13 protein-coding genes, 2 pseudogenes and 1 riboswitch are annotated in these 12610 nt (G+C 38.7%); of the genes and pseudogenes, 10 read left to right on the top strand and 5 right to left on the bottom strand.

The features are described 5' to 3' along the window. The 4 genes and pseudogenes from Xentx_RS07090 to Xentx_RS07075 form a co-directional block, all read left to right on the top strand. Positions 1-524, top strand: a 524-nt coding sequence (locus Xentx_RS07090; RefSeq protein WP_479688425.1) for an RNA-dependent RNA polymerase family protein, incomplete at its 5' end; no start/stop codon positions are given. Positions 525-625: 101 nt separating this feature from the next. Further along, positions 626-997, top strand: a pseudogene (locus Xentx_RS07085) (IS1 family transposase); the annotation flags it as partial. A gap of 362 nt (positions 998-1359) precedes the next feature. Further along, entirely contained in the window at positions 1360-1749 is a 390-nt protein-coding gene (locus Xentx_RS07080; RefSeq protein WP_074019561.1) for a putative signal transducing protein, read from the top strand. A 30-nt stretch (positions 1750-1779) separates the two neighbouring features. Continuing rightward, positions 1780-1905: pseudogene (locus tag Xentx_RS07075) on the top strand (IS1-like element transposase); the annotation flags it as partial. Positions 1906-1980: 75 nt separating this feature from the next. Here the strand turns inward: Xentx_RS07075 and Xentx_RS07070 are convergent. From Xentx_RS07070 to Xentx_RS19105, 3 genes are all read right to left on the bottom strand, one after another. Continuing rightward, positions 1981-2352: a hypothetical protein gene (locus Xentx_RS07070; protein WP_074019559.1), complete on the bottom strand. Its 372-nt coding sequence runs from the start codon at positions 2350-2352 to the stop codon at positions 1981-1983. Positions 2353-2484: 132 nt separating this feature from the next. Next, on the bottom strand, positions 2485-2946 hold the full coding sequence (locus Xentx_RS07065) for a PliI family lysozyme inhibitor of I-type lysozyme (protein ID WP_244149829.1): 462 nt from the start codon (positions 2944-2946) through the stop codon (positions 2485-2487). Between the two features lie 392 nt (positions 2947-3338). Further along, on the bottom strand, positions 3339-3530 hold the full coding sequence (locus Xentx_RS19105) for a hypothetical protein (RefSeq protein ID WP_167366747.1): 192 nt from the start codon (positions 3528-3530) through the stop codon (positions 3339-3341). A 785-nt stretch (positions 3531-4315) separates the two neighbouring features. Here Xentx_RS19105 and Xentx_RS07055 point away from each other — a divergent pair. Together Xentx_RS07055 and Xentx_RS07050 are read left to right on the top strand one after the other, a co-directional pair. Next, positions 4316-5770 carry an alanine/glycine:cation symporter family protein gene (locus Xentx_RS07055; protein ID WP_074019556.1) on the top strand — a complete coding sequence of 485 codons (1455 nt, stop codon included), beginning with the start codon at positions 4316-4318 and terminating at the stop codon, positions 5768-5770. Between the two features lie 223 nt (positions 5771-5993). Beyond that, complete coding sequence (locus tag Xentx_RS07050; RefSeq protein ID WP_244149830.1) at positions 5994-6824, top strand: N-acetylmuramoyl-L-alanine amidase; 831 nt, start codon at positions 5994-5996, stop codon at positions 6822-6824. A gap of 118 nt (positions 6825-6942) precedes the next feature. Here the strand turns inward: Xentx_RS07050 and Xentx_RS07045 are convergent, their stop codons facing one another. Continuing rightward, positions 6943-7329: a helix-turn-helix domain-containing protein gene (locus Xentx_RS07045; RefSeq protein WP_074019567.1), complete on the bottom strand. Its 387-nt coding sequence runs from the start codon at positions 7327-7329 to the stop codon at positions 6943-6945. A 186-nt stretch (positions 7330-7515) separates the two neighbouring features. On the opposite strand from Xentx_RS07045, the gene mgrB reads away from it, so the two are divergent. The 4 genes from mgrB (at position 7516) to thiD (ending at position 11413) form a co-directional block, all read left to right on the top strand. Then, the gene (mgrB, locus tag Xentx_RS07040; RefSeq protein ID WP_074019554.1) at positions 7516-7671 is read left to right on the top strand and encodes a PhoP/PhoQ regulatory lipoprotein MgrB; all 156 of its coding nucleotides are present in this window, start codon (positions 7516-7518) and stop codon (positions 7669-7671) included. Positions 7672-7980: 309 nt separating this feature from the next. After that, a complete protein-coding gene (locus tag Xentx_RS07035; protein ID WP_074019553.1) occupies positions 7981-9345 on the top strand; it encodes an amino acid permease in 1365 nt (454 codons plus the stop codon). A gap of 802 nt (positions 9346-10147) precedes the next feature. Continuing rightward, the gene (gene cspE, locus Xentx_RS07030; RefSeq protein ID WP_074019552.1) at positions 10148-10357 is read left to right on the top strand and encodes a transcription antiterminator/RNA stability regulator CspE; all 210 of its coding nucleotides are present in this window, start codon (positions 10148-10150) and stop codon (positions 10355-10357) included. A 122-nt stretch (positions 10358-10479) separates the two neighbouring features. Beyond that, positions 10480-10572: riboswitch (TPP riboswitch) on the top strand. Between the two features lie 43 nt (positions 10573-10615). Then, the gene (gene thiD / locus Xentx_RS07025; RefSeq protein ID WP_074019551.1) at positions 10616-11413 is read left to right on the top strand and encodes a bifunctional hydroxymethylpyrimidine kinase/phosphomethylpyrimidine kinase; all 798 of its coding nucleotides are present in this window, start codon (positions 10616-10618) and stop codon (positions 11411-11413) included. Positions 11414-11473: 60 nt separating this feature from the next. On the opposite strand, the gene fbaB is transcribed toward thiD, so the two are convergent. Beyond that, a complete protein-coding gene (gene fbaB, locus Xentx_RS07020; RefSeq protein WP_074019550.1) occupies positions 11474-12523 on the bottom strand; it encodes a class I fructose-bisphosphate aldolase in 1050 nt (349 codons plus the stop codon). Between the last annotated feature and the right edge of the window lie 87 nt (positions 12524-12610).

Genomic DNA, 12610 nt, shown 5'->3' with positions numbered 1-12610 from the left:
AGGCAAAACGCTTTTATAAGATATTACCGAAACGACTGAGTAAATACGGTCTGGCGTTGCACAGTGACAAATCGCAATTAATTCCGGCGGGTCACGTTGCAGCAATGAGAGCTAACCAGTCTGGCAGACGTTTACCTACGTTTAACTTTCTGGGATTTACCTGCTATTGGGGGGTATCGCGAAAGGGTTTCTGGCGACTGAAGTTGACCAGTCGAAAAGACCGATTTGCCGCCAAATTGAAGGGGCTCAGGGACTTCCTCTGGAAGAACCTGAATACACCTGACAAAAGGCGTGTTCTGACCATCGTCATCAGGGTTATCAAAGGCTGGATAAATTATCACGGTATTTCTGATAACCAGAGACGAGTCGGGCAATTTATCTACCAAAGCAAGCGGGTACTCTACAGAGGGTTTAACCGGAAGGGAGGGCGTCGAGGGCTAACGTGGGAAAAGCTGACTCTGATCCTGAAAGTGCTGGGTTATCCTTCAAGCTGGAAAGTCCATTCAATGTTCAATTCTTGCTGAATAGGTGTGACGACTGGGATCTGTCGGGAGCCGGATGCGGTAGTTCTGCATGTCCGGTTCTGAGGAGGGATCTGCCCGGGTGACTGGGCAGGTCTACTCACCAGCAATGGTCATTTGTGAGAAGTAAAAAGAATCAACGTTGGCTCTGGTATGCCTGGGAGCCTCGCCTCAAGCGAGTCGTGGCACATGTTTTTGGTGATCGCAGTACGGCGACTTTACGCAAACTCCTTGAGTTATTATCACCTTTTAATGTCAGGTTTTACTGTACGGATGATTATGCACCTTACAACCGACTTCCTGAAGAAAAACATATTGTTGGAAAACATTATACCCAACGTATAGAAAGAACCAATCTGACATTACGTACACGTTTAAAAAGACTGAATCGAAGGACGATAGGTTATTCCAAATCAGAGGAGATGCACGATAAGGTGATAGGGACTTTCATCGAACGGGAATACTATTCTTTATAGGGCAATCTAACTATTGGAGTCACGACCATAAGAGTGATAGCTATGTTACGTAGCTTATTAGCTTTTCTCGATGGATGAGAAACAGTTACATAGTGTTATCACAGGTTTGTTAATTTCAGACATTTTACCTCGTTTCGGCGGGGTTTTTTGTTTTCAGGGGGGTATCTATACCAATCACAAACAATTAATTACCCGCCCTAAAATCGGCACCCGACTGCTATCGTGATGATATTTCTTTGAAAAATATAAGAATACTAAATTGGCGCCTTAGAGTCATGACCGTTTTGTTATCATTAAACAATGAAAGGATAGTGCAATGATAGGCTATACTGATTTATAAATCATCTGATCATGGTGTGCTTATGTGGAATAGTCATCCTCAGAGAGGAAATATGCAGTTATTAGCGAATTTCCTATCACCAATAGATGCCTACATTGTTTTGGGCAGGATGTTATCAGAAGATATTTATGCAATAGTGATGGATGAAGGTATTGTATGGAATAACTATATGTATTCTCAGGCATTTGGTGGTGTTAAACTGCTTGTCCACCATGCTGATATAGAGCACGCAAAAGCGATACTTGTTGAAATTGAGGCTAATAAGTTTTCGTTAGATTTAGATAAAGCAGTGCCTAATCAGAGTAATAAGGAAAAATCACCATTTCAATATCGCTTCTCTGTATCAATAAAGACTTTTTTAGTGCTTTTATTGTTTTTAATATTGGGTATAGCATTACCATTGAAAAACTAAAATTTATTCGTCTGTTTAACCTTATGTTGTAAACCTGACATGAAAGAACAAATTATTGATATAGCAATGAATAATTCAGGTATCCGTGATACTACCCGAGTCCTGAAAGTTGGGGTGAATACGGTTATCCGTACACTAAAAAGCTCTCCTCGAAAAAGGTAACCCGCCTCTCTCTCTATTCACACAGCGAAGTAAAGCGACAACATAAGTTAGTCGCTCTACAAGAAGATCTTATTTTGTACTGCCAGATAAAGCATGTTTTGTTTGTACCTTACATGATTCAACAGATTTACCCAGTGACTCGTCAAAATGACGCGTGCTTGGGAAGGTTTGTTTATTTTTTCTGACTTCTGTGACAGTTTGTTTGATAGATGCAATAAATTCATCTTTATTGCTATGGATCTCTTTAAGATCAAATCCTTTGCTAGTTAATTCATTGAATGCCTTTTGCGCTATTGTGTCGGATGAGTCATGAGTTTTAAATGCTTCTACAGAGGCTTTCCCGAACAAGTTACAATAAGTTTCTGCGGTTTTGTCTACATTAGCATGTGCGGCATATGAGAAGAATGAGGTAAGGAAAATTGGCAATAAAAGACGTTTCATAATTTCCTCTTGATCGACTATATCACGATAGTGGTGACAACTTTAACAGGAACGACAACATTAACAATAGTACATAATTCAACGCTTGTGCCGAATCTCAGTGGATAGCAATTTTAAGTGAGGAGATGATTATTAAGGTTTCTGCTCTATGCATTTTCCTCTTTTGCATACTGCATGGAGTGACTTAATAGGATCATTGTTTCCGTTTATATAGATACGGGTGAGAAGTTTGACATTTTTCTTGGTAATTTTGAGTGCATCGACTTCAAGATAATTTCCAGAACCCGCTGTAAGTTTGGAAACAATGAATTCTTTGGCTCCATCACCATCAATATCGGCAAACTTGATCCTCGGAGTGCCATTATCTTCAAATACCGAGCCGTCACGTTCAAAAACACCTCCAGTTTCAAAGTCTATGAGATCTTTATCCTTAAAAATGGCAATGGAATAGCTGCCACTTGATGCATTTTCCAAATCGCCTTCGGACAGGATGGCAAATCGTTTATCAGGTAATTTAATCAATTTCCCCTCTCTTGCGTTAGCCGGTGTTGATAACATTAGAGTAATTAGAGTAGAAATAACAATAGCTTTCATTATGTTACTTATGCGCATAATCAATGCTCCGTCGTCTACTGTTTTGTTTTAACAAATGTATGAGTGTGATTTATATCGTAGCACGAATTTGGGAAGATCATATTCTAAAGGAAAGGACAGCTTGTTATCTATTTAGTATTGAATATATAGATATTAAGAATGATAAAGCTATTGAGAATATAATGTTAAATTCTAAATATAAAATATTAGATTATCTTATTATTTTATATTTAAGGAAAAATGCATTCTTTATGACAGAGAGCAAGATAATATTTTGTAACACAGGCTGTTTTTTGTTGTGATGACTGAATTTTATTCAGATAGCGGTTATGGTGTTAGTATCAACGGGAGTGATGGCTCCCGTTTTTATTAACTTCGACATATACTTGGCTCTACGTGCTATTTTTTTCTATTTTTTCCACAATTTTATTATACTCTTTCCAAACAACAGATACTGGTGAGCTCAAACAGCAGATAGAAATTGAACCACCTGTTGCAGGATGATATTCATACTTTGATTTTCCTCTATAAACTCTCTTGGGCAGTATGTTGTCTGCGGGATTCTTTCTTTTTCGCTCTAACATCAATTATAACCTCACTTGCAGATTATCTGATGACCAGATAGTGGATTATTAACATTTTATTAACCTGTTATTGTTGTTTCCTATTGTAAAAATAACAACTGAAAATTTTAATATGCAATGGTGGCTTTTTCCAACTATCACAGTATTAAAATTTAATAATCTCATTTTAAGTGAAATATTACTATATGTTTTTGTAAATATTGGAAATTTCAATATTAAATTTTTTAATAACCCCACTTTTTTAATGAATTTTGTTATTACTACATTAGTGATATATCAGTGCGTGATTATCTAAATTTTTCTATGTATTGCGCTTGGTATGGCATCAACAACTTTCAATTAACATATACTCTATAAGGGCATTGGAGTAAGCATTAGATTGACGCTGTTTTTGATGGGTTGTATTTTAGTTGCCAACTGGTTTCGTATTTTGAGTCCAATTGTTAATTTATCTATGTTTCTTACTTATATATGGGAATAAAATTACTGAGTGTTTTTTGTGCTAAAAATGTAATTGAATGGCTTGGAATAAGAAATGAAGCGTTTATGAATATCAAAACAAATGTTCAGTAACGCTAAAGTAAATGTAAAAAATTCATTAAAAGTTACCCATTGAAATAAATATTGTGTTACATTCTTTTCGCTTTAATGGTTCGTATCTCTGTGTTTTTCATATACAGAATTGTGTTACCTGTTAATTATAAAAGGAATTAAGTTCAATAAAATTTTGCCGAATACGGCATTATGGTCAGCTAATGTTTGCTAATTAGTAAGGGGAAAATATCTTGACGGATCTGATTAACTTCATTAACAACATTCTTTGGGACTATGTACTGATATACCTTCTCCTGGGAGTTGGTCTTTACTTCACACTGCGTTCTGGTTTTATACAACTTCGCCACTTTGGCCACATGTTTTCAGTTCTGAGAAAAAGTAATAAGTCGGATGATTCTGGCATTTCATCTTTTCAGGCCTTGTGTACTAGCCTTGCTGCTCGTGTGGGAACCGGTAACTTAGCAGGGGTTGCTATTGCAATTACTGCCGGTGGGCCAGGAGCTATTTTCTGGATGTGGGTAGTGGCATTTATTGGCATGGCGACAGCCTTTGTGGAAAGCACGCTTGCCCAGTTGTACAAGACGAAAGACGATCAAGGAAATTATCGCGGTGGCCCGGCTTACTACATGGAAAAAGGGTTGAAGAAGCGATGGATGGGGATTCTGTTTTCATTCTTCCTTATTATCGCGTTTGGTCTTGTATTTAATGCCGTTCAGGCGAGCTCAATTGCGGAAGCGGCTGCTTTTGCCTTTAATATCAAACCAATTTATGTTGGTATCGTATTAGTTATTATCAGTGGTGTAATTATTTTCGGCGGGTTACGTTCTATCGCCCGAGTCGCGGAATTTGTTGTACCATTTATGGCGATTGCCTATTTTATCCTGGCACTTTGGGTTGTTGGTCACAATATTGAACGTATCCCAGCGGTATTTGCACTCGTTATCAAAAGTGCTTTTGGTATTCAGGAAGCGATAGCGGGAACATTAGGCTATGGTATCTCCCAGGCAATGCTTCAGGGGGTTCAACGCGGATTATTCTCGAACGAAGCGGGAATGGGTTCTGCACCAAATGCAGCAGCGTCAGCTTCTCCTTATCCACCACATCCAGCCTCTCAGGGGTATGTGCAGATGTTGGGGGTGTTTATGGATACCATCGTTATCTGTAGTGCGACGGCTATGATCATCCTCTCTTCCGGTGTTCTTAACGAAAATGTCACTGCGATCAGTGGAATTGAATTGACTCAGCGAGCGTTGTCATCCGCTGTTGGGCATTGGGGGACAATGTTCGTTGCGATTGCTATTTTTTTCTTTGCTTTTACGTCGATTATTGCCAATTACGCTTATGCTGAAAGCAACATGATATTCTTAGAACGTAACCACACTGCTGGCCTATTTATTCTGCGATTGGGTGCGTTGGGTATGGTGATGTTTGGTACATTGGCAGACGTACCTCTGGTTTGGAATATGGCTAACCTATCAATGGCATGCATGGCTATTGTTAACTTGATTGCCATAATTATGTTGTCAGGTATCGCGATGAAACTGGCGAAAGATTATAACCAGCAGAGAAAATCAGGCAAATTGCCGACATTCAATATTAATAGCTACCCAGAAATTCAGCAGCAAGTTGAAAAAGGTATTTGGGATAATGATGCACCGCATAACAGCGAGAAGAGTAATTGCTGATACTGAAATGTCATATAGTCTAGCTATAGGATATCAGTAACACAAGATGACTCGTATCAAGTAACTTTATTAGCCAGCTATTCGTTCGTTCCACGAATAGCTGGCTTTTATTTGTTCTTAAAAATATGCGGATAAGTATAAGAACACCACATCTCTTTTTGTTTCATCTAATATATGATCATCATAATGTTATCTTTTTCTGCAAAATAGCTGACCTATCATGATAAAACGATTAATAATATGCATATCTATCACGTTGTTGATTGGTTGTTCTTATTCCCCTCAGCGAGAAGATAGAAATGGTTATATTGTTGATCATTCTTATCCTTATTCGACCAAGCAATATATTGACTCAATTAGATTTCTTGTCCTTCACTATACTGCGCTAGATGATAAAAGATCTTTACGGGAACTAACGGGAGGCCGTGTTAGTACTCATTATCTTATTCCTTCGCAACCGAGGTATAAGGATAAGGAGCCGATTATTTTCCAATTGGTTGCAGAAAAGGAAAGAGCATGGCATGCGGGAAAAAGTGAGTGGAATGGATACCAAAGCTTAAACCGCTATTCTATCGGTATTGAAATTGTTAATTGTGGATTTAAAGTAGAATTTATTAAAAAAGAATGGTGTTCATATCACCCATCACAAATTGATGCAGTCATCAGATTGGCAAAGGATATTATTCACAGGTATAAGATCCAGGCTGTGAATGTTGTGGGCCATAGCGATATCGCACCGCTGAGGAAAGAAGATCCTGGGCCTGTTTTCCCGTGGCGTGAGCTTTATGAACAGGGAATTGGTGCTTGGCCCGACCATGCAACAGTGAATAAATATCTGGCGGGTAGGGCACCAAATATGCCGGTGTCAGTGATATCAGTTCAGAAAGTACTGGCCCTTTATGGTTATAGTATCCCTCAAACGGGAGTTTTGGATAGCGCTACTCATAAAACTATTCAAGCATTTCAGATGCATTTTCGCCCGTCAAACATTAGCGGCATTCCCGATGCAGAAACGGAAGCGATTGCTCTGGCATTGGTCGAAAAATACCAATAAACGATTTATGTTTAATATAGAAACAGAGTAATTTTTTTCGGAAAGAGAACGTAGATGGTGGATATAAATAAGTTGGAGCATGGCGGCCATGATGAATGGCCGCTAACGATACTAAGCTTTATGATTCGCAGTTGTAAGTTAGATGTAGTGGAAGCTTAACTTCAAGTTCAGTATCTGTACTTTGGCGAAAATCATAAGGTGTAATGCCATACTCTTTACGGAACATATAGGTAAAATGGGATTGAGAGCCAAAACCGAAATCCAGTGCAATATCAAAAATAGGCAACGAACTATTTTTTAACAGATAAACAGCGCCAGCTAAGCGTCGTTGACGGATGTACTTCCCAAGAGATATGCCGGTAACTTCCTTGAATATTTTCTGCATATGCCAAAGTGAATAGCCAGAATAAGCAGCGAGCTCTTCAAGATGAATGACACGGCCAAGATGGTTTTCTATCCATTTGCTCAGTGCGCATACAAGTGCTAAGTGGTTATCTTGTGCCATTACAATTTTAAATTGGTTGAAGGTTGGGGAAAGTATACACAACTTCTTTTCCAGATGACAAAACCCATCATTAATAGGGAGAACGGTGAATAGATAAAAAACTTTAATACACTATCATCGTTCTATCATATGATAACTTACTATAATATTTTATTATAAAGTTAACTACAATGAAATAATCCTAAGGTGATCTCATTGAATACTAAAAAAATCCTTTTAACTCTATGCTCGATATTGATATGTTTGTTTTTGTATTTGTTAGCGTTGGACGTACATTGTGAGCAAGGTAATGATGTATTCGAATTAGGTGTTTGTTCCATCACCCGATACTTACCTTTTTGACACTTAATCAATCATTATTCTGTCTGCATATGTGTTAATATGCATCTGTAGTATTCATTGTTTGTGAATGATGTTTTAATATCCACTTGATACGAATTAACAAACTCAATATTGCGTTAAATCAGCATATAACTCAATCACATATAATATGTCGAAGGAAGTATGTTGAGGAAATTTGAACTCAACAGATTTTGCTCAATTTGAGAAGAGTAGGAGAATTTCTGGCTTCATTCAAGTACAAAGGTTCAAAACAACAAATAAAACAACTTCTAATGAGACGGGTTCTAAGCATCGTAAAAAGAGGATTAGATGGCAGAACAACAAGAACAGCAAACTACGCTTAAGCGTGGTTTAAAAAACAGGCATATTCAGCTTATTGCTCTTGGCGGTGCAGTAGGAACAGGGTTATTTTTAGGTATTGCTCAAACCATTAAAATGGCAGGGCCTTCAGTACTTCTTGGGTATGCAGTTGGCGGATTTATCGCATTTTTAATTATGCGTCAATTGGGCGAAATGGTTGTTGAAGAGCCAGTAGCGGGGTCATTTAGCCACTTTGCTTATAAATATTGGGGAAGTTTTGCCGGTTTTCTATCAGGCTGGAATTATTGGGCAATGTTTATTTTGGTTGGAATGGCAGAGTTAACGGCTGTTGGTATGTATATCCAATATTGGTGGCCGGAAGTTCCAACATGGGTTTCTGCCGCAATATTCTTTGTACTGATTAATCTCGTCAATCTAATTAATGTTCGGTTATATGGTGAAACCGAATTTTGGTTCTCTATTATTAAAGTCAGTGCCATCGTTGGGATGATTATCTTTGGGGGTTATTTGCTAATTAGCGGTAATGGTGGCCCACAGGCAAGTATCACCAATTTGTGGCAGCAGGGTGGTTTTATGCCAAATGGAGTTTCTGGCTTGATTATGGCGTTGGCTGTGATCATGTTTTCATTTGGCGGCCTGGAAATGGTAGGTATTACCGCAGCAGAAGCAGAAAATCCTGAGAAAAATATCCCAAAAGCAACTAACCAGGTTGTTTATCGAATCTTGCTGTTTTATATCGGTTCATTGGCTATCTTGCTGTCGCTGTATCCGTGGACAAAGGTGGTAGAAGGTGGTAGCCCATTTGTTTTGATCTTCCATGATCTGGATAACTTCTGGGTAGCAAATGTGCTGAATGTGGTGGTACTAACGGCGGCGTTGTCTGTTTATAACAGTGGTGTGTATTGTAATAGTCGGATGTTGTATGGCTTGGCTAAACAAGGTAATGCACCTCGTGTACTCACAAAAGTTAACAAACGTAATGTACCTGTCTTGTCTATTGGTTTATCAGCACTGGCAACATCAATTGGTGTATTGATTAACTATGTTATGCCCGGTAAGGCATTTGAATTGTTGATGGCATTAGTGGTAACAACTCTGGTCATTAACTGGATTATGATTTGTTGTGCCCATTTGAAATTCCGTTCAGCCAAAGATAAAGAAGGTGTCAGGACGAAATTTCAGGCACTGTGGTATCCATTTGGGAACTACCTGTGTTTGGCATTCCTGGCATTCGTTCTCATCATTATTCTAATGATGCCACCAATTCGTATTTCAGTTATCTTGATGCCGTTTTGGATTGGTATTTTATGGGTTGGCTATTTGATTGTTTACTCAAAGAAGGTCAAAAGATAAGTGGATTAGTTGTCAATCCATGTTACGTTTTTTCAGCCGGGTACTATGCCCGGCTGATTGTTAACTACACAAACCAGCATGACCAGCTAAATAATACATTACCGTTATTTTGTGTAGCTGGGAATATAAATTCCTCAAAGCGAGTCGAACATATTTTCCTCTATTATAGATAAAATGGTTATATCATGTGATTATGAGTAAATAAACACCATTATCTGGTTAAATTCATTTTAAACTCTAATTACTCCAGCAACATATACTTTATGAGATTAGTTGATCTTATGGGGATATAGAGGAGTAGTAAAAAATCGCTCCATAAATATGATAATTGAATAATATTTAATAAATGATAAACAAAAATTAATCTAGTTACATGTAAAACAACTATATTGTATATTCAAAAATAATAAGTGAAGTTAGCCATAATTTTTATAGTTATCTAAAATTAATTTTGCATAACGACAACTCTCTGGTTTACGCCATAACAGATATGAAAAACAGTATTATGTATTATCTTTATTAAAGAGATTTCTTAGGATGAATCTTTCTTTTTATGTTAATTCATGAGGTTATGTGACTTAAAAATTATTGAGTAATTTCAAATAGGAATAGATATTAAGAATTTTAAATATGTGCGTTGGCTCCAGCACCTGAAAAAAATGGCTTGCGATTATATAAAGAGTATGTGATAAAACATATGGGTAAACGAAGTACTGCTCTGTAATAAATAACAGCAACCAATACTGGTTTGTTTATTTTTATGCCAATAGGCTAATAAAGTGATTCAAAGGAAATTTTTGAAATGGCAAAAATCACTGGTACTGTGAAGTGGTTCAACGAGTCTAAAGGTTTTGGTTTTATTACTCCAGCTGATGGTAGCAAAGATGTATTTGTACATTTTTCTGCAATTACAAAAGATGGGTTTAAAACATTGTCTGAAGGCCAACGAGTTGAGTTTGAAATTCAGGATGGTCCTAAAGGCCCTGCTGCTGCAAACGTCACAACTTTATAGTAACAAATTTTATTTGGCGGGTATTTTTACTGGCTAAATATGCTTATCGTTAGTTGAGTTTTAATATCTGACGATAACCTATTGCAAATATCACTCTATTAGAGTACTAATAGGGTGATTTTTATTTTGACTCGGGGCGTTCTTTATTGAACTGAGAAGTACCCGTATTACCTGATCTGGATAATGCCAGCGTAGGGAAGTCATGGTATCTCTTATTCCGATACCACCTTTCTTTAGCTGGTGGTAGGAATTACCATAATGAGAATTAACTCACTGACCATCGCAGGAACCGATCCTAGCGGTGGTGCCGGCATTCAGGCCGATTTAAAAACCTTCTCCGCACTTGGAGCTTATGGTACGGCAGTTGTTACTGCGTTGGTTGCACAAAATACACTGGGCGTACAATCAGTTTATGAGCTTGATCCCCTTTTTGTTGCTGCTCAGTTAGAATCAGTGCTTTCAGATATCAGGATAGATAGCGCCAAAATTGGTATGTTGTCGAATGCAGCCAATATCGCTGTAATAGCGGAGTCGTTACATTGTTATCCTATTCCCTACATTGTATTGGATACAGTCATGGTAGCGAAAAGCGGTGATCCGTTGCTATCACCGGAGGCCATTACTGCAATGGTAGAGCAATTGCTGCCAATCGTCTCTTTGATCACCCCCAATTTGCCGGAAGCGGCAGCCATCTTGGAATGTGATCTTGCTGATACCGAAGATGAAATGCTACGACAGGGGAGAGTACTACGTTCAATGGGGTGTCAGGCGGTTTTATTGAAGGGCGGGCATTTGAATAATAAGGAAAGCCCAGATTGGCTTTTTACCTCAGAAGGTGAGTGGCGTTTTACCGCTCCCAGAGTAAATACACGGCATACTCATGGGACTGGTTGTACTTTGTCCTCAGCACTTGCTGCATTACGTCCGCGTTATCCTGATTGGCAAAGTACGCTGTCAGTTGCTAAAACATATTTACAAAATGCGCTGACACAGGCGGATAGTTTGCAAGTTGGCCATGGTATTGGACCAGTCCACCATTTCCATCAGTGGTGGTGAGTTATTGAACAATGGGGATGCAGAAATCCCCATATTGAAAGTCGTGAACCTATAACTTGATTAGGCGATGGTAATTTTCTTATCTAGATAAACATCTTGTACGGAGTGGATTAACTCAACGCCTTCTTTCATCGATTTTTTAAACGCTTTGCGGCCAAGGATCAATCCCATCCCTCCGGCACGTTTATTGATAACGGCAGTGCGTATAGAATCACTTAAGTCATTGTTTCCAGAAGCGCCACCTGAATTGATTAATCCAGCTCGTCCCATATAACAGCTAGCAATTTGATAACGAACGAGATCAATCGGATGTTCAGTGGTCAAATTGCTATAGACGCGTTTATCTGTGTGACCGAACCCAATAGCAGTATAGCCGCCATTAGTTTCAGCCATTTTTTGTTTAACGATATCGGCACCGATCGTTGCTGCCAGATGATTCGCTTGGCCGGTTAAGTCGGCGCTGGTGTGGTAATCAACCCCATCTTTCTTGAAAGCGGAATTACGCAGATAAGCCCATAACACAGTAACCATGCCGAGTTCGTGGGCGCGCTCAAAAGCGGCTGAAATTTCTTCTATTTGGCGGCGTGATTCAGGAGAGCCATAATAGATTGTTGCACCTACCGCAACGGCCCCCATGTTAAATGCCTGTTCGACACTGGCATACAAAGTTTGATCATATTGAGCGGGATAGGTCAAAGTCTCGTTGTGATTAAGTTTAACCAGAAACGGGATCTTATGAGCATAACGGCGAGAAATAGACGCTAGAACACCGTAAGTTGAAGCAACACAGTTACAGCCTGCTTCAATCGCCAGTTCGACGATATTTTTGGGATCAAAATAGAGGGGGTTGGTAGCGAAAGAAGCACTAGCAGAATGTTCAACTCCCTGATCTACTGGCAAAATTGAGAGATAACCAGTACCTGCCAGACGTCCATGATTCAATAAGGTTTGCATGGAACGAAGAACAGTATTGGGACGGTTATTTTCGAGCATTACTCTATCAACGAAATCTGTACCTGGGAGATAGAGATTTTCACGTGGAATGGTATTGCATTGATGTTCCAATAAATTTTCTGCGTCTTTTCCTAACAAATTAACGATATCAGTCATAATTAACTCCAGTTTGCAAAAGGCGCTGTTGATTGTTGTTTATATTTGAGTTGATCACAAGGCAAGTAGAAAGGGAAGCAGCAGTGG

Source organism: Xenorhabdus thuongxuanensis (assembly GCF_001908095.1).
GTDB lineage: Bacteria > Pseudomonadota > Gammaproteobacteria > Enterobacterales > Enterobacteriaceae > Xenorhabdus > Xenorhabdus thuongxuanensis.
This window is presented reverse-complemented; position numbering and strand designations above follow the sequence as displayed.